17 protein-coding genes and 1 tRNA gene are annotated in these 17,461 nt (G+C 60.2%); 8 read left to right on the forward strand and 10 right to left on the reverse strand.

Going from position 1 to position 17,461, the window contains the following annotated elements; translation table 11 throughout:
* Positions 1-9 precede the first annotated feature (9 nt).
* Together ATY79_RS14580 and ATY79_RS14585 are read right to left on the reverse strand one after the other, a co-directional pair.
* Positions 10-1,308, reverse strand: coding sequence for an efflux RND transporter periplasmic adaptor subunit (locus ATY79_RS14580; RefSeq protein ID WP_088704215.1), 1,299 nt, complete (start codon positions 1,306-1,308; stop codon positions 10-12).
* Between the two features lie 387 nt (positions 1,309-1,695).
* Complete coding sequence (locus tag ATY79_RS14585) at positions 1,696-1,890, reverse strand: hypothetical protein (protein ID WP_088692769.1); 195 nt, start codon at positions 1,888-1,890, stop codon at positions 1,696-1,698.
* Positions 1,891-2,400: 510 nt separating this feature from the next.
* Here ATY79_RS14585 and ATY79_RS14590 point away from each other — a divergent pair.
* Positions 2,401-2,476, forward strand: a tRNA-Lys gene (locus ATY79_RS14590).
* Between the two features lie 332 nt (positions 2,477-2,808).
* On the opposite strand, the gene ATY79_RS14595 is transcribed toward ATY79_RS14590, so the two are convergent.
* Complete coding sequence (locus ATY79_RS14595) at positions 2,809-3,015, reverse strand: hypothetical protein (RefSeq protein WP_088692770.1); 207 nt, start codon at positions 3,013-3,015, stop codon at positions 2,809-2,811.
* A 785-nt stretch (positions 3,016-3,800) separates the two neighbouring features.
* Between ATY79_RS14595 and ATY79_RS14600 the strand changes: the two genes are divergently transcribed.
* On the forward strand, positions 3,801-4,052 hold the full coding sequence (locus ATY79_RS14600; protein ID WP_088692771.1) for a GlsB/YeaQ/YmgE family stress response membrane protein: 252 nt from the start codon (positions 3,801-3,803) through the stop codon (positions 4,050-4,052).
* Positions 4,053-4,115: 63 nt separating this feature from the next.
* Here ATY79_RS14600 and ATY79_RS14605 read toward each other — a convergent pair whose 3' ends face one another.
* The gene (locus ATY79_RS14605) at positions 4,116-4,397 is read right to left on the reverse strand and encodes a hypothetical protein (protein WP_007793703.1); all 282 of its coding nucleotides are present in this window, start codon (positions 4,395-4,397) and stop codon (positions 4,116-4,118) included.
* Positions 4,398-4,613: 216 nt separating this feature from the next.
* On the opposite strand from ATY79_RS14605, the gene ATY79_RS14610 reads away from it, so the two are divergent.
* From ATY79_RS14610 to ATY79_RS14635, 6 genes are read left to right on the forward strand one after another with little or no spacing between them, the layout of a single operon-like run.
* Complete coding sequence (locus tag ATY79_RS14610) at positions 4,614-6,506, forward strand: peptidylprolyl isomerase (protein WP_088692772.1); 1,893 nt, start codon at positions 4,614-4,616, stop codon at positions 6,504-6,506.
* Positions 6,507-6,521: 15 nt separating this feature from the next.
* Positions 6,522-7,538: an anthranilate phosphoribosyltransferase gene (gene trpD / locus ATY79_RS14615; RefSeq protein WP_088692773.1), complete on the forward strand. Its 1,017-nt coding sequence runs from the start codon at positions 6,522-6,524 to the stop codon at positions 7,536-7,538.
* 9 nt (positions 7,539-7,547) lie between these two features.
* Positions 7,548-8,360, forward strand: coding sequence for an indole-3-glycerol phosphate synthase TrpC (gene trpC, locus ATY79_RS14620; RefSeq protein WP_088692774.1), 813 nt, complete (start codon positions 7,548-7,550; stop codon positions 8,358-8,360).
* A 1-nt stretch (position 8,361) separates the two neighbouring features.
* The gene (moaC, locus tag ATY79_RS14625) at positions 8,362-8,862 is read left to right on the forward strand and encodes a cyclic pyranopterin monophosphate synthase MoaC (RefSeq protein WP_088692775.1); all 501 of its coding nucleotides are present in this window, start codon (positions 8,362-8,364) and stop codon (positions 8,860-8,862) included.
* The gene (gene glp, locus ATY79_RS14630) at positions 8,859-10,082 is read left to right on the forward strand and encodes a gephyrin-like molybdotransferase Glp (RefSeq protein ID WP_088704216.1); all 1,224 of its coding nucleotides are present in this window, start codon (positions 8,859-8,861) and stop codon (positions 10,080-10,082) included. The genes moaC and glp overlap by 4 nt, the downstream gene beginning before the upstream one ends.
* 59 nt (positions 10,083-10,141) lie before the next feature.
* Positions 10,142-10,591 carry an ACT domain-containing protein gene (locus tag ATY79_RS14635; protein WP_088692777.1) on the forward strand — a complete coding sequence of 150 codons (450 nt, stop codon included), beginning with the start codon at positions 10,142-10,144 and terminating at the stop codon, positions 10,589-10,591.
* Here the strand turns inward: ATY79_RS14635 and ATY79_RS14640 are convergent.
* The 6 genes from ATY79_RS14640 to ATY79_RS14665 form a co-directional block, all read right to left on the reverse strand.
* Positions 10,572-11,264 (reverse strand): 50S ribosomal protein L11 methyltransferase, encoded by a 693-nt coding sequence (locus ATY79_RS14640; RefSeq protein ID WP_088692778.1) that lies wholly within the window; start codon positions 11,262-11,264, stop codon positions 10,572-10,574. The two genes, ATY79_RS14635 and ATY79_RS14640, sit on opposite strands and share 20 nt — an antisense overlap.
* Before the next feature lie 19 nt (positions 11,265-11,283).
* A complete protein-coding gene (locus ATY79_RS14645) occupies positions 11,284-11,715 on the reverse strand; it encodes a GNAT family N-acetyltransferase (protein WP_088692779.1) in 432 nt (143 codons plus the stop codon).
* A gap of 57 nt (positions 11,716-11,772) precedes the next feature.
* Positions 11,773-13,650 (reverse strand): DEAD/DEAH box helicase, encoded by a 1,878-nt coding sequence (locus ATY79_RS14650; protein ID WP_088692780.1) that lies wholly within the window; start codon positions 13,648-13,650, stop codon positions 11,773-11,775.
* Between the two features lie 97 nt (positions 13,651-13,747).
* Entirely contained in the window at positions 13,748-15,607 is a 1,860-nt protein-coding gene (locus ATY79_RS14655) for an adenylate/guanylate cyclase domain-containing protein (RefSeq protein WP_088692781.1), read from the reverse strand.
* 5 nt (positions 15,608-15,612) lie between these two features.
* Positions 15,613-16,146: a FecR domain-containing protein gene (locus tag ATY79_RS14660; RefSeq protein ID WP_088692782.1), complete on the reverse strand. Its 534-nt coding sequence runs from the start codon at positions 16,144-16,146 to the stop codon at positions 15,613-15,615.
* Positions 16,147-16,234: 88 nt separating this feature from the next.
* Positions 16,235-17,389, reverse strand: coding sequence for a citrate/2-methylcitrate synthase (locus tag ATY79_RS14665; RefSeq protein WP_088704217.1), 1,155 nt, complete (start codon positions 17,387-17,389; stop codon positions 16,235-16,237).
* Positions 17,390-17,461: the final 72 nt, after the last annotated feature.

The following is a 17,461-nucleotide window of genomic DNA, read 5'->3' on the forward strand; positions in this document are numbered from 1 at the left end:
GAGCCCCGCCTACTTCGCCTGCGAGGTGGTGTCGGTGACCACGGCGTCGCCTTCTTTCAGGTCACCGGAAACGATCTGCGTGAATTGTCCGTCGGAAGACCCTACCTGAATAACGACAGCAGCCGGTTTGCCTGCCTTCAACACCCAAATGCGCCGCTTGGCTCCAGTCAGGGATTCGCCACCCTGGTTGCTGGTCCGCGGTCCCATGCGCGGTGGCCTGAGCAGGCCGAAAATGCCGCGACTGCGAGGAGATTCTGCGGCCGGCGGGGCATAGCGAAGTGCCGAATTGGGAAGCATGAGGGTATTCTTGACCGCCTCTACTGTTACGTCAGCTGTGGCGGTCATGCCGGGGCGCAGCAACAGGTCAGCATTGTCGACCGACAGGATCGCCTTGTAGGTCACGACGTTGTTCGTTGTTTCGGACGCAAATCGGATCTGCTTGATCTCGGCCGGAAAGCTCCGATTGGGATAGGCGTCGACTGTGAAGGCTGCTTTCTGACCGACCGTGATCTGGCCTACATCGGCCTCGTCGACATCGACCTGCAGTTCCATCTTCCTCAGATCGCCGGCGATAACGAAGAGGACGGGCGCCGACAGCGATGCCGCGACCGTCGCGCCCGGGTCGACAGAACGAGTGAGAACCACGCCGTTGATCGGCGAAACGATCTTCGCCTTGGCGAGGTTGACTTCGGCAAGCCGGAGATCAGCCTCTGCAGAGGCCACGGCAGCGACGTTGATGTCCTTCGCGGCGACCGCCGAATCGTACTTGTAGCGCGCATCCTCGAGGCTCTGCTGCGTAGAAACGTTGCTTTGAACGAGGTTGCGAGAGCGCTGGAAAGAGCTCTCCGCCGACTCGAGGTCAGCTGTCGCTTTCACGACGTTTGCTTTGGCCGAATCGAGCTTCGCCCGCGAACTCTTGACGTCAGCCTCAAGCTTGTTCGTATCGAGGGCGGCAAGAACCTCGCCGGCCTTGACCTCGCTGTTGTAGTCGACGTTCACGTCGCGAACCGTGCCAGACAGCTCGCTCGAGATGTCCACCTGCTCCGTCGGCTGCACCGACCCCGTTGCCGTAACCAGCACGGTCAGGTCGCCGCGTTTGATGGGCTGGGTGGCGTAGCTGTATTGGTTCCCCTCCTGCCGCGAATAGAAGTAAGCTACACCGCCGCCGGCGAGAATCAGCAGCAGCAATACCAATAGGCGACCACGCCAACGGCCCTTGGACTGTTTGCGCGAGGCGGCAAGAACGGTCGCCAGATCGGCGCTCGCCTTTGTCGGCTTGGTTTTTTGCGTATTCGTGACGTCGTTCATTCCGGCCTCTGTCAACAAGCCGCCAATGCAGCGTCAGCAAGATGACCATGTCGAAGCTGAACGGCAGATTAGCATCGGCCCGGATTGGCACGAAATGCTGATAGAATGAAATGAAATCTTGGTAATGAGAGTTCAGTTTTCCGTGGGATCAACGGCATCGAGCGCATCCGCCTCGCATTGCTCGGCGCCATCTCTCGGACACAGCCAGGTTTAGCAGCATTCGATCCAATGCATTGAGACGGCGGGATCGTTTGGAGCGCCATTCAGCGAACGAATTCGGATCGCCGCGAGCATCGCCGCCAAACTCCGAGGACGATGAAAATGGAACCACTCGACTTCCGACCGTCGCTGTTGTGGCGCAGCTCGTTTCGGAAGTGCGTTGACAAATCAGTGAGTCGGCAAACGACGCTTGGCCGCCATAAGGAGATCGAGTTCTGTGGCAGATGGCCCGAACTTTTCGTAGAGACGCTTCGCTTCGGTTTCCTCGAGACGATATTTCCTGGCAAATTCACCGAGGCTATAAGGTCGCCCGCGCAACACTTTTCGGGTCGTCGTCGGTGTGGCTGTGGTCACGCTGGTCATCGCATTCTCCTTGGTTGTATAAGGGGCTAGCTAGAGCGTCGCGTGACTTTGTGAAGATGTCGAATGGTCCTCGGAAGGGTTTGATTCGATTTAAGTTTTTTTCGGGAACCTTCTGACGCTTCGTGCATTTATAAGGCGAGATTATGAGCCGCGCCAAGCGGACATGGCGGCGCGAAAGGATGCCCGGATTTTTCCGCTTTCCCGGGTGGCCAACGAAGCGGCACTCGAGCTTTCGCCCGTCCGGTTCATGGTCTCGTTTCCCCCAACTTTGACAAAGCGCCTTCGGGCGCTTTTCTTTTGTGGTCGCTTCACATGCGAGTGCCGAGCTTCGCAATCAGGGTGAAAACCCGGTGACAGGCGAAACGGCGGATGGGCCGTCAGCTGACTTTTCAGGGCCATTCGCAAGAAATGTGCCTAATGCACAGGGAACGATGATTTTTTGGTTGACCGCAATGGGGCACCTGCATATGTTCCGCGCACTTCCAGCCGGGCGAACCACTCGGCTCCAGGGAGAGCGTAGCTCAGCCGGTAGAGCAACTGACTTTTAATCAGTAGGTCTCGGGTTCGAACCCCGACGCTCTCACCAACAGAATCAAAGACATAGTATGAATTCGCGGTGATGAGCGCCTCGCCGCGGCCTCGCTCGCTTGCTACCTAATAGCTGCAGGAGCGGCCTTGCTCGGTCTAGACCCACGCGCTCGACCGCGTCGTTGCCACCAGTTTGTCCGCGTTCGGTCACTGAGGCCGATCGATGGCAAGGGCATGAAACACGGCGGAACGAATTCCGTTCGAACCGCAGCGCGAAATCAAGCCCCTTCTCGTATGCGGTGGTCTCTGCGGGCAAATGCCCATTTCATTGTCGCTACCTGTCCGCAGATCGTTTTCGTGTCCTTGCCCCCAATTCCAATGCGCGACCTGTCAATGTGACGTCGCCTTCCGGCTGGCCAACAACAGAATATAGTCGTCCGCCGCATCCGCGATGGCCATCGCGACCTCCGCCGGCGCCCATCCCTTTTGCTGCGCATCGCGGATGATCTGATGGAGTGCGGGTTCAACGTCGGCACGGCAATCGAGCAGACGTTGGTCATGGGTGGTGTCATTATGGGCCGACTGTAGATTAATCATGGCTGGAACCCCTCTCATGTGAAGGAGTTACCATGACATAGATTGCAGGTTGAGCAAGCAAATGCTTAAGGAAAGGCTGCGATTTCGTTGGGAATGAGCTTTTTCGTACACATATGCGGGGTCGGCAATACGATTCACGGCATAATCGGCCGCTAATACTCTTCAGAGTGTGGTCGGTTTCGCTAGCCGCAGAAGACGACGAGCCTTCAGAGCCAACAAAACTGATCGTATATTGGTATTGTTAGTACGTGGCTGATATGGCCGGATCTCTCAAGATTGGTATGCATTTTCGCATGGTCGTAGGAACTGATAAATACGGCGCTTGTTCTGCGCTCTATCGCGGAATGCGATGCAATAGGCTTCCCTTCTGAGACGCGCGCTAAGGAGGTCTCACAGACCTTCGAAAACGCTGAAGGAGTTACTCGACATAATGTCGAGTTTTTTAGAGACTGCGCCTAGTGGTTGTGATAAGTCGATTTAGGCGGATCGTTGTCGCCAAGTGGACCGGCAACGCTTGACCGAACTTAGCGACGGGTCACGTCAACTGGCCTCGCCTCGCTCGTCTTCAGGCGAACATTTGCGTTGCGCAACCAAACGGATCGCCTATCTTTTTTCTTGTGGGAGAGTTGAGTCTTTATGCGAGCGCAAGGTTTGCAACATCGTTCGGGTTCCAGGCCTGTCTTCAGGCTACCGATCACTTGTCGCTCCTGGGTAGCCTCGTTCGCAGAGCCGCCTCAATTCCCTCGCTAGCGCGGACCTCGTTTTTTCGTTGGAAGGAAAATCATATGGAAGACGCAGGCGTAGGTTGGGTAGCCGCTATCATTATCGGTGGCATTGCCGGGTGGCTCGCGGAAAAGTTCATGAACAGCAACATGGGTCTGTTGATGAACATAATACTCGGTATTGTGGGTGCAATTGTCGCCAATGCCATACTGTCGGGATTGGGAATCACGCTTGCTGGCTGGCTCGGTTACCTAATCGCTGGTTTTGCCGGCGCGTGCCTGCTCATTGCCGTTGGGCGGGTCATACGTCGCTAGACGACAAATCAAAAGCCGGGCGCCAATACGCCCGGCCCTCGCCTGGTCAAATGCCGACCGATCTTATCGACGGCTCATCAATCCGAAAAGATAGGCGACGCCGGCTGTCACGGCGAGCGCGAAGATCGGCTCCTCCCGTACCTTGTCGCGCAGTCGTTCCGTCATGACCGAGGCTTCGTCGGCTACGGCGGTCTTGGCGCCGTGTCCAAGCGCCACAACGCTTTCGGACAGGCGTGCAAGGTCTTCACGCAATGCTGCGACCTGTGCGGAAAGATCGTCTGCCGCGATCTCCGCCTTCACACGCGCGGTTGCTGACTGGGCGGAGGCGGTTTTCATATCGGCCATGGTCTGCTCCTCTTTTCCGGATGCTGTTCAACGATTTAGTCCCGGGAAAGGTTCCGGCATCCGGGATCTTTTGCGGCGCGAGGTGCTCCTGCATGGTTGCAGGTATAGCGCAGATGTTTTCGCGCGATAACCCTTCATTTCCTGCCGGCTTTGTTCTAAGGAACGTCGAAAGCTTTGCCCGCGAACGGGCGAATATAATGCGAGGTTTGCGTTTCGATGTTCGATCTTCTGAGAAGAGCTGCTCATACCTGGGTTGCCAAGCTCCTCATGCTGCTTCTGGTCGCCTCTTTCGGCATCTGGGGCGTGTCACGGTCGCTGATATCAGGTGGCAGCAGCACGACGGTCGTCAGCGTTGGAGACCAGCACGTCGATGTAAACGAATTTCGTCTGGCTTATCAGCGACAGGTCGCAAATCTCAGCCAACAGTTCGGCATGCGCCTGACGCCCGACCAGGCTCGCGCCTTTGGCGTCGAACAGCAGGTGCTGGCACAGCTCGTCGCCGGCGCATCGCTCGACCAGTTGGCGAACGACATGAACCTTGGCTTGTCGCAGGATCGGCTAGCGCAGTTGATCGGTGACGACCCGGCCTTCAAGGCGGTCAACGGCCAGTTCGACCGCACGCTCTTTACGTCGCGACTGCGTAATGCCGGTATCCGCGAGGACGACTACATCAAGGAGCGCAGCAAGGTTGCCGTCCGCAGCCAGATCGTCGACGCTATCTCGAACGGCTTCACGGCGCCGAAGACGCTCGTCGATGCGCTCAAGCTCCATCGCCAGGAAAGCCGTGGCATCGATTACCTCCTGCTGACCAATGCCAATATCGAGCCGATCAAGGCGCCTGCCGAGGATGTGCTCGCCAAGTGGTTTGAAGGTGCCAAGACGCGCTACCGCGCGCCGGAATATCGCAAGGTCGCTTTCCTCAAGCTTCAGCCGGAGGATATCGCCGATGCTGCGTCTGTTACGGACGATCAGATCCGCGAGGATTTCGAAAAGCGTAAGGACAGCTTCCGCACTCCCGAGACCCGCACGATCGAGCAGCTGACCTTCCAGAACAAGGATCTTGCCAACGCTGCCGCAACCGCGTTGAAGACCGGTACGACGTTCGATCAACTGGTGACCGATCAGGGCAAGACGGCAACCGACGTGTTCCTGGGTGAGTTCTCCAAGGACAAGGTTCCTGATCAGGCAATTGCCGATGCGGCCTTTGCAGTGTCGAAGGATGGCGGAACGACACCTGTTGTCGATGGTACCTTCGGCCCGGTCATTCTCCGCGTCAGCAACATCAAGCCCGAGAGCGTGAAGAGCCTTGACGAGGTCAAGGAAGAGATCCGTAAGCAATTGGCCGTCTCCAATGCCTCGCAAGAACTCATCAATGTACACGATCAGATCGAGGATCTGCGTGGCTCTGGGTCGACGCTGGAACAGATTGCAGAGCAGCTTAAGCTGAAGGCAGTCGTGATCGATGCCGTCGATGCCACTGGCCTCGACAAGGATGGCAATGAGGTCAAGGATATTCCGGCCAAGCAGCAGGTTCTTGGCGCAGCCTTCCGGACGGACGCCGGCGCGGACGCGCCTTCCCTTTCGATCGGTACAGACGGCTATCTCTGGTTCGAAGTCCGTGATGTCACACCGGAGCGCGACCGCCCACTGAGCGAAGTGCACGATAAGGCCGTCGCCGACTGGACGGCCCAACAACAGAAGCTCGAACTTGCCAAGAAGGCCGAGGAACTGAAGCAGCAGGCACAGAAGGGAACATCGCTCGCCGATATCGCCGCGCCGCTTGGCATTACGGTTGAAAGCAAGAGTGGCATCACCCGTGGCACGGATGACGCCGTTCTTGGCCGCGCCGGTGTCAGCGCCGCATTCTCCGGCCCGATTGACACGATTGCCAATGCCGTTGGCGCCGACCCGACAACGCAAATCCTTCTCAAGGTCACTGAAGTCAACACGGAACCGACGGGTGACGTGCTCAACAACCAGGACCAGCAGATCACAGCAACGGCAAACGCCGCCGGCGACGACATTCTCGATCAGATGGTCAACCTGCTGCAAACGCAGTACGGCGCATCGATCAATCAGTCTCTCGCCGATCAGGCGGCAGTCCGCTAAGGGGAACAGAAGCGCATGACCGATCTGAAGCCGCTTTTGGCGAAGGCTGCGAGCCGCGAGCCGCTGACACGTGAGGAGGCCCGCGAGGCCTTTGAGATTCTGATGTCCGGTCAGGCGACGCCTTCGCAGATCGGCGGTTTCCTGATGGCATTGCGCGTCCGCGGTGAAACTGTCGACGAGATCGTCGGCGCCGTCACGACGATGCGCTCGAAGATGCTGACCGTCGATGCACCTGCTGACGCAATCGACATTGTCGGGACCGGCGGCGACGCAAGCGGGACCTACAATATCTCGACGCTGGCCGCCCTTATCGTCGCCGGTGCTGGTGTACCTGTGGCGAAGCATGGCAACCGGGCCCTGAGCTCGAAATCGGGTGCGGCAGACAGCCTTGCCGCTCTCGGCGTCAAGCTGGATGTAACCCCTGAGGTGATCTCGCGGTGCATTCGCGAGGCTGGTGTGGGATTCATGTTCGCCCAGCAGCATCACTCCGCCATGCGCCATGTTGGCCCCACGCGTGTCGAGCTCGGCACGCGCACCATCTTTAATTTGCTCGGCCCCCTCTCCAATCCGGCTGGTGTCCTCCGCCAGTTGCTTGGCGTCTACGCGCCGCAGTGGGTCGTCCCGATTGCCGAGGTCATGCGCGATCTCGGCTCGGAAAGCGTGTGGGTTGTTCACGGCGACGGCCTCGACGAAATCACAACAACAGGAAAGACGAGTGTCGCCGCACTCGAGGGCGGCAAGATCCGCACCTTTGAATTATCGCCATCAGATTTCGGTGTTGAGCCCTGCCGCCTGGAGGCCATCAAGGGCGGAGACGGCGTGGTGAATGCGGCCGCGCTGCGCGACGTGTTGAGCGGCGCGAAGAATGCCTACCGCGATATTGCGCTCGCCAATGCGGCGGCCTCGCTGGTGATATCCGGCAAGGCTCAGCTACTCGAGGACGGCATGCGGCTTGCCACGCAGTCCCTGGACAGCGGAGCGACGGCCGCGGCGCTCGACAAACTCGTCGCGGTGTCGAACGACATCGACTAGGATAGATCCATGACCGACATCCTGAAGAAGATCGAACTCTACAAGCGGGAAGAGATCGCCGCCGCAAAGGCGAAAGTATCGCTGGCTGATCTGAAGGCGATGCAGGCGGATCAATCGGCGCCGCGCGGCTTTTACCGCTCGCTCGTTGCGAAACGCGAGGCCGGCCAGTACGGTCTCATCGCTGAGATCAAGAAGGCCAGTCCCTCCAAAGGACTGATCAGACCCGAGTTCGATCCACCGTCGCTAGCCAAGGCCTATGAACTTGGAGGCGCGGCATGCCTTTCGGTATTGACGGACACGCCAAGCTTCCAGGGCGCGCCGGAGTTTCTTATGGCGGCGCGTGCAGCGTGTTCGCTGCCGGCGCTGCGCAAGGATTTCATGTTCGAGACCTATCAGGTGCAGGAAGCGCGCGCCTGGGGCGCCGATTGCATTCTGCTGATCATGGCCTCGCTCTCGGACGACGACGCAAAGCGCCTTGAAGACGAAGCCTTTGGGCTCGGTATGGATGTGCTGGTGGAAGTCCACGATGCCGAGGAGATGGAGCGTGCGCTGAAACTCTCCTCCCTGCTCGTTGGGATCAACAATCGCAATCTGCGAACATTCGAAGTCGGCCTTGAGGTCAGCGAGAAGCTCGCGCCGATGGTTCCCGGGGATCGTCTGCTGGTGGGCGAAAGCGGCATTTTCACGAACGCAGATTGCAAGCGCCTGCAGGCAGTCGGAATCAACACCTTCCTGGTCGGCGAGAGCCTGATGCGCAAGGAAGACGTTGCAGCGGCCACGCGCGCACTACTCTTCGCCGAAGCCGCTCAGGCGGCCGAGTGATATGAGCGGCGGCCAATCCGGTCTCACACACATTGACGCCTCCGGCGAGGCGCGCATGGTCGATGTCGGCGACAAGGTCGAGACCACGAGGGTTGCGACCGCCGAAGGCCACGTGCGAATGGCGGCTGCGACCCTTGATCTCATTCGGGCGGGCAATGCGAAGAAGGGGGACGTGATCGGCACGGCACGCCTGGCCGGCATCATGGCGGCCAAGCAAACGAGTAATCTCATCCCGCTCTGCCATCCCTTGATGCTGACGAAAGTTTCGGTCGACATCACGGAGGATGCCGATCTTCCTGGTTTGCGCGTCACTGCAACGGTGAAGCTGACGGGCAAGACCGGCGTGGAAATGGAAGCCTTGACAGCCGTTTCTGTTACCTGCTTGACGATATACGACATGGCCAAGGCTGCCGACAAGGCCATGGAAATCGGCGGCATCAGGTTGCTCGAAAAATCAGGCGGTAAGTCTGGAGACTTTCGTCATCCGGAGTACGGCAAATGAGCATGCTGCCCGTTGCTGAGGCACAGGATCGCCTGCTGTCACGCGCAAAGCCGGTCCAGACGATTGAAACTGTTTCCTTGACGGAGGCCGAAGGCCGTGTACTGGGAGCTGATGTTAAAGCGAGGCTGACCCAACCCCCTTTCGACGCATCCGCGATGGATGGGTACGCCCTGCGCCGTGACGACGCGCCGGAGCCCGGCGCCGAGCTGAGGGTGATAGGCATGTCGTCCGCCGGTCATGGGTTCGAGGGTGTTATCGGCAAGGGTGAGACTGTTCGGATCTTCACCGGCGCCCCGGTTCCGCCGGGCGCTGATAGCGTCTTGCTGCAGGAGGATGCAGAGAAAATCGAAGGCGGTATCAGGACGACATTCCCTGTTCGTCTTGGTCAGCACGTCCGGCCTCGCGGTCAGGACTTTCTTGAAGGCGAAGCGGTGCTCAAGGCAGGCACTGCGCTGGATTTCTCCCGCCTAACAGTGGCGGCCGGAATGAACCATGCCTCCCTTGAGGTCTGGCGCAAGCCGGTGGTCGCGTTGCTTGCGACAGGCGACGAATTGCTGCCACCCGGAAGCTCACCGGCTCCAGCGCAGATCATTGCGTCTAGCACCTTCGGCATCGCTGCCTTGGCGCGCAAGGCTGGAGCCGAGGTTCTTGATCTCGGGATCGTGCCCGACGACAAGGCGGCGATTTCGGCGGCGATCGAGCGCGCAAGGCGGGCCGAGGTCGATGTTATTGTGACACTCGGCGGAGCCTCGGTCGGCGACCACGATCTGGTACAGGCTACGCTCCTCGCGTCGGGTATGAAGCTCGATTTCTGGCGGATTGCGATGCGACCCGGCAAACCGTTGATGGTGGGCAGCCTCGGCGAAGTGCATGTCCTTGGCCTACCCGGAAACCCGGTATCAAGCCTGGTCTGCGGGCTGCTGTTCCTTGAGCCGTTGATTCGCAAGCTGGCCTCACTGCCGCCGGTCAAACGCGACGCGACTGTCGAGGCGGCTGCAACGCTCCGTGCCAACGACCAGCGGCAGGACTATGTCCGAGCCAAACTGTCGCGATCGTCAGCGGGCGTGCTGGCGGCAAAGCCGTTCGCCAAGCAGGACTCGTCCATGATGAAGATATTTGCCGAGGCCGACTGCTTGATCGTTCGGCCGCCTCATGCACCGGAACTCAGCGCGGGGAGTCCCTGCCCAGTGATGTTGCTAAGGCCCGACCTTCTCGACTGACGCCGTCGAGCCTCATTTGCGCTACTGAGTATTTTCCTGGGAACAGAAGCAGGATTGAGATGACGACGGAGGCTGTCAAGGACACACAGGCCATGCTCTCCGGCATGAGGCCGACACTCATGGAGGGCGAGTTCGTATTCTGTGTGACATCTGACGAGGATGTCGCTCGGCTTGCGCTGCCCGATGCACTCGCCTGGTTTCGCGAGCGCGAAGGAATCTCCGTGATCCTCTCGAAGCGGCGGGCCGCGGAACTCGGCTTCAATTGCGATACGCCGATGCGGCGTATCGTTCTCGAAGTTTTTTCGTCGCTGGAAGGTGTCGGCCTGACGGCCACCGTTGCCTCCGCGTTGGCAACCCACTCAATCCCATGCAACATGGTAGCAGCCTACCACCACGATCATGTTTTCGTTCCTGCCGCGATGGCGGATTTGGCGCTTGAGGTCTTGCTGAAGCTGCAAGAAGCGTCGTCGAATCGAGTGTCCTCGTTGATCAGGACTCCGCTAGAGTGAACACCCCGCCGATCGCCCCCTGCCCAGTCGAACCGTCGCCGAAATCGGGGGCAGCGTATTCAGCCACCAGCCTTAGGGCCGCCAGTGGCAGCGACTGCCTGCGTGGGTCTCCGATGAGCACGTCAATGCCTGCCTTGCGACTGGCCACAAGGAACGGCAAGACCCTCGCTGCCAGCCGGGCATCGTAGAAGACGTCGCCTGCAAGGATGACATCGACATCCGGTGGAGCGCCGGCGAGCACATCGGCGCTCGTCACTTCGATTGCGACGCCGTTCGCTTCCGCGTTGAGACCGATTGCTGCGATCGCGTTCGTGTCGATCTCCGCGGCAAGTACGTGGGATGCTCCGCACTTTCGAGCCACGATCCCAACGATACCGGACCCAGAACCGAGATCGAGGACGCGGCGATCGCGAATGGTATCCGGATACCTCATAATATGCCGCGCAAGCAGCGTTCCGCCGGCCCAGTTGTAGGCCCAGTACGGCGGCGAACCGTTCGCATCGTTGGGTCTGAGACGTGAGAGCCTGCTTCCGGGATGAGCCGTATAGAGTATTATCTCCGACAGGTCAGGTGCTGGTTTCAGGTGAAGGTTTTCGACGATAAAGGCGCGAACGTCTGATAGGGGGAGAGCGCTGCGACTTGGCTTAGCCTCACGACGGTGCTGTCGGCTCATCCTCTTCCCGCTCGGCCAATCAATAATTCTTCATCGCCAGATGCGGCATGCCGCCATCGGCGAACTCGTCGCCGAAAGCAACGAATCCGAAGCGTTCGTAGAGCGCTATTTTATCGCTTTGTGCCGTCAGGTAAAATCGGTTCTCGCGGGCGGATCGATGCTCGTTCATCGCATAGGTCAACATTGCGCTCGCGACGCCGTGTCCGCGCCATGGCTTACCGACGGCGACGCGGCCGATCTTCACATGCTCGTTCGTATGGATGGTGCGGAGCGTCCCGCAGACCTCGCCGCCTGCTACAGCGACGACATGATGCGCCGTCAGGTCGAGCGCATCAAACTCTTGATCGTCAGGGACATTTTGTTCGGCGATGAAGACCGCACGTCGGAGCCTGAACGCCTCATTGCAAAGGGTACTGAAAACAGGAACCGTCAAGACGATCGTATCTGTCATTTGTCTTCTCCCCCTATTTCTAGCGGAGGCGCAAAAGCTGCGCCGCTGGCGGGATGATTATCCCTTCTTTTTGGAGAACTTGGGCTTTGGGCCACTACTGCCCTTGCCCTCGAACTTCGCTTTGCCCGGCTTCTTGGCCCAGGGCTTTGAGTCGCGCCGCTCGTCGCTCCCGCCCTCGTTGCGGGCTTCTTTGCGGAACTTGCCTTTTGGGCGCTCATCGCTGAATTCACGACGCTCGCCAAAGGCCTTTTTGCCGGCATAGGCTTTGGAAGCCGCCGCAGGCTTGCTGAAATCGGGCGTGCCGTTGAGAGGCGTGACGCGGATGCCACGCTCCATCGTCTTGTTTGGACCGATCGACTGCAGGAAGGTGTCGGCGCTGTCCGCTGAAATCTCGACGTAGGTTTCGTCGGGCTGCATCTTGATCGCACCGATCTCCCGCTTCGTCAGATTGCCGTTCCGGCAAAGCATCGGGATCAACCAGCGTGGCTCTGCATTCTGCTTGCGACCGACCGATATCGAAAACCACACGCTCGCGCCGAAGTCATCGCGGGGACCTTTCTGATATGGTTCGCGTGGACCGTCGGTGTGCTCGCGGCGCTTGCCGCCGCGGCTATCCTGGACCGAGACCTCGATCAGATCCTCCGGTGCAGACTGGTTGGACCGGTAGAGATTAACGAAGGCGGCGGCGAGCTTTTCGGCGCCATGTGTATCGAGGAGCCGCTGGACGAGGTCCCGCACCTCCTCGCTCGGAGCATCCTCGAAGATGGGATCGGCAAGCAGCCGCGCCTCGTCACGTGCTGTGACCTCTTCCGCTGACGGCGGACGAGCCCAGGCGGCCGAGATGCCGGCGTTGTCGAGAAGGCGCTCTGCCTTGCGGCGCACATTCAGCGGTACGATCAGTGCACTGACGCCCTTGCGGCCGGCGCGACCGGTGCGGCCGCTGCGATGAAGCAGGGTTTCCGGATTGGTCGGAAGGTCGGCATGTATGACAAGGTCAAGGCCCGGAAGGTCGATCCCGCGAGCGGCAACATCCGTTGCGATGCAGACGCGCGCACGTCCATCCCGCATCGCCTGTAGCGCATGGCTGCGCTCGTTCTGCGTCAGTTCGCCCGACAAGGCGACGACGTTGAAGTTGCGATTGTGAAAACGCGCAGTCAGATGGTTGACCGCCGCGCGCGTCGAACAGAACACGATAGCGTTGGTCGCTTCATAGTACCGCAGGACGTTTATGATCGCGTTTTCGCGGTCGCTCGGCGACACGACAAGAGCGCGATATTCGATGTCCCCGTGCTGCTTTTCCTCGGTTGCCGTTGCGATCCGCACGGCATTTTTCTGATAGCTCTTCGCGAGCTTGGCGATGGCTGCCGGCACCGTTGCCGAGAACATCAGCGTGCGACGATCATCCGGGGAGGAATCCAGAATGAATTCGAGATCCTCTCGGAACCCGAGGTCGAGCATTTCGTCTGCTTCATCAAGCACGACAGCCTTGAGCGCGGATATATCGAGTGCGCCGCGACGGATATGATCGCAGAGGCGACCGGGTGTGCCGACAACGATGTGGCAACCACGTTCCAGCGCGCGGCGCTCGCTACGGATGTCCATGCCGCCGACGCAGCTGACGATCAGCGCGCCGGTCGCTTCGTAAAGCCATTCCAGTTCGCGTTTGACCTGAAGCGCAAGCTCTCGCGTCGGTGCGATCACAAGGGCAAGCGGTTCGGCCGCGGGGCCAAAGCGTTCCGCGTCCTCGAGCAGCGTCGGCGCTAGCGCAAGGCCGAAGGCGACGGTCTTGCCTGACCCGGTCTGGGCAGAAACGAGGGCGTCCGACGCGGCGAGAGCCGGGTCGAGCATGGACTTTTGAACCGGCGTCAGCTCGGTGTAACCGCGCTTCACCAACGCCTTGGCGATCGCCGGAACGACGCCGTTAAAATCTGTCATGTTGTCTATCTTTCGGAAGTCTCGCGCGCATGTTGCGCCCTGGCCAGCAGTTGCCGGTGGAGAAGTTGGCCGTTCCTACTCGGTCAGGCGGCAAATGTCAAAGCGGATGTCCCTGCCATAACCATACATCGATGCCTTCGCTTCTGCCCCGAATGCGTGCCTTTGCGGGGCCTTCAAGGCGGCCGGCTCGAACGGGCGCGCTATCCGCCCCCGCCGCCTCCATCAGTGCGGTGCTCAACGCTAGTTCGACACCGCGCTCGGCAGCGACCTCCATCAGGCGGCTGGCGACATTCACGGTGTCGCCGGTTGCCGTAATTTGCTGGCGGCTGCCGGTTCCAAGTCGCGAGGCAACGACCGGACCACAATTAGCCCCAACCTTGAAACCGGTTTTTCGGCCGCTCAGGGCGGGATGTGCCGCAAGCCAGGGCCGCATTCGCTCGCACAGGCGAATGGCACACGCGGCGGCACGCGCGGCATCGTCATCGGCCGGTTGCGGCAACCCGAAGAGAATCATCGCGCCATCGCCCATGAAGCTGGTGATTGCGCCACCATGCGAGCGCGCCTCCTCGTCAACGAGCTCGAAGAAATCGCTGAGAACTTCGCGGACATTGGTCGCGCCAATTGCCTCGCTCAAGCCTGTGAAGCCGGAGAGGTCGATGAAGACGACCGCGGCGTCTTGCCGGACCGGTTTTGCGAGAAAGTTAGGATCGCGCGCGAGCCACTCACCCAGGCCCGGGGCCTCGATGCGCTGCAGGAGATCGCTTTGCGCCGCAAAGTGTGCGGCCTGGCGACGATCGATCCAGATCTCTGCTGCACCGAAAAGCAGCACCGGCGGCAGCGCTGCTGCGATCGGCAATGCCGCACTGAACCAATAGCCGTGCGCGAAGGCGGCAATGTTCAGGCCGGCCCAGGCGAAAGCCACGGAGGCTATGATGGCATAGCCGATAGAGCTGCGCCGCCATGCAAGCAGGCTGATCAGCAGGAGCGGCAGAGCCACGGCCATTAGCGAATCGAGCAGACGCACATTATGGTCCCTGATGATGCTGTCGCCAGCAATCAGATGTGTCGCTGCCGTTGCCATTACCTCAACGCCCGGGAGCACCGGATCGAAAGGTGTCGGGAAGACATCGCCGCCGCCGGTCACAGTCGAGCCGATGACGACGATTCTGTCCTCGATTGCATTGGCCGGGAGCTTGCCGGCGAGCGCGTCTGCGGCACTGAATGTCGGAATTGTGCCGCGTGGACCATAGAAGGTAACCGGTAGCCGCTGCCCATTGTCGGTCGGCAAATGCCGGTCACCGAGCGCAAGGCCGCCGGGCGAGAACGCCGGATTGATACCCAGCGCCAATGAGGCGACCCGCAATGGAAACGAGGCATCGACCCGCTCGCCGCCGCGGGAAATCAGGGGGATGAAGCGTGGTGTACCTGATTCATCGGTGGCGACGTTGACGACGCCGATGGCCGCAACGTCGGAAAACCGGCTAAGGGGCAATAGCATCTTGCTGGCGGTCGGTATCGACGCCAGCGGATCGTTGGTGTCGATACCGACTGCCTGTGTCTCCTTTTGGAAAACGCCGGCGGCGGCGATCACGCTGGGGGTCTGCTTGAGCGCCACGACAAGTGCGGCATCGCCCTCTTCCGGTCCGGGATCGACCAGCAAGAGATCAAGCGCTACTAGCTTTGGTTTCAAGGCATTGACGGCGTCCACCACGCGGGCGAGCGTCGCCCGATTGAGCGGATAGCCGTTGTCGGCGGCGGTCTGGTCGTCGATTGCAATGATGCTGGTAATCGGCGGGGGCTCCTTGGCGCCAATGACCGTGCTACGCAGATCGGTGAGAGAGGCTTCGAGGCTGTCGAGGAAGCTTATGCCGCCCGAAAGATGCATATAGCCAAGAAGCCCGCCCCAAAGTGCGGAGAGCAATAGCGAGATCGTGATCAGGAGCCTTTTGGCCTGCATCGGCGCTATTGGCCAAGGCGGGCAAGCAGAGCCGCGGCGCGGGCGGGGGGCCAGCGGCGGACGGTAAGCGGTCCGCTACCCCGCGCGACGTCTACGCCCTCACCTACATTCAATACGACGCGCTCTCCTGCCGATGGACGACCGACCGCCACACGTCCGCGTACGACAAAGACGGATGTCGTACCGTTCTTGACGTCGACAGCCCAGCGCGTGCCGCGCACGGCCGCGATCGCTTGTGGCGTAATCACCTCGAACCCGTCCGACCGCCGTGCGCGGTCGACGTCAACGAGGACGGCCTTGTTCCGCAATGACATGGCGTCTGGCCGCCCATCGCGGTTGCGATCGACGAGATTGAAGCGCGCCCCACCCTCTGCTGTGATCGTGACGCCATCCGCGCAGCGCATGATTTGCCGTGACGTTCCCGTCACGCGCTCCATGGCGCATCCGCTCGTTTGTGCCAAGGCCGCATCAGAGGTGAAGAGAAAGGTCGCGCTACCCCAGGCGGCTGCGGCGAAAAGCAGTCTCAAGTTTACAAGCATATCCGTCCCCCCGATCGAACGACATTGCGTGTAACGGCCATCATGCCTTGATTGCTGCAGCACGCATGCCCAAACGTCAATGACTTTCCTATGCTATGAGAAGCTTCTCGGGTACTTCGACTGCAGGTCCAGTATAGCGTGCTCTTGGACGAATGAGATGGCCGCTCTCGACTTGCTCCATGGCGTGAGCCAGCCATCCCACGGTTCGTGCAAGCGCGAAGATGACAAGAGGGGCATCGTCGGGAAGATCAAAAGCTGCGCCCATGGCCGTTAGCGCGAAATCGATGTTGACACCTTCTCCTATGATTTCTTGCCCCGCTTCTGCCAGTTCGGCATAGGTTGGCGGCAAGGAAAAATTGGACATTAGCGCCTTCGCTCTAATGTCTCCGTCCGGATACAGAGGATGGCCGAAGGCAGGGAGCGCCCTTCCCTGCGTCAGCGCCTGCCGTATTGCTTGGCTGGCCCCACGCGCATTGACCTCTGCGACTAAAGAGACGACGCTCCGCCAGGCGCCTCCGTGGAGCGGTCCGGTCAAGGTCGAAAGGCCTGACAGGACCGCAGCGGACAGTGTTGCGCCTGAAGAGGCGGCCACGCGTGTGGCGAAGGTCGATGCGTTGAGTTCATGATCGGCAAGGAGCACCAGTGCGCGCCTGACGCAATCGGCCGCTTCGGGCCTTCGCCAACCCATGGCGAGGCGTAAATGCAAGGGCGAAGCCGTCCTATCCGGTGTGAGCGCACTTGCCACGGTCGACAGAATGCTTTCCGCTTCCGTCTTCAACACCTTAGCCGACCGTCCAGGGGTCGGCAGATCGCGGGTGACGCGCCGTGCGAGCAGAAGAAATGCCCGCTCCAACGAAGGGGATTCTTCCGGCTCCATGCTGGGTGCTGCTGCAATCGGTTCTGAATTCCACAGAAACGCGGCGGTATCTTCAAGCGTCGCATGTTCCGCCCAAGTCGTCGCATTGTGGCCGCGATAATACAGCCGGCCATCCAGAATGGTCGAAATGGCTGATGGCAGAATTGGGTCACCCCACTGGATGGTATCTGCCGCGACCGTCTCGGTCTTGCGCCGACCAGCGTGGCGTTCGGCGAGCCGCATGACGTCGGCCGCGTTGTAAAGACTGCGCCGCGGGTCGCTGGTATCCGCCTTGGCCCGGATCCGGCCGCGGCTCACATTGGCGTAGAGCGTTTGCGGTTTTGTGCCGAGTTTCTCAAGCGCCTGCTCGGCGGTTAGCCAGGACATCCTGCCCTCTTACATTGATCAATTTCATCAAGATTGACGTCAATTAATCTAGGCTCGATCCTATTGCACGTA

This window comes from Rhizobium sp. R693, from assembly GCF_002211315.1.
In the GTDB taxonomy this organism is placed as follows: domain Bacteria; phylum Pseudomonadota; class Alphaproteobacteria; order Rhizobiales; family Rhizobiaceae; genus Rhizobium.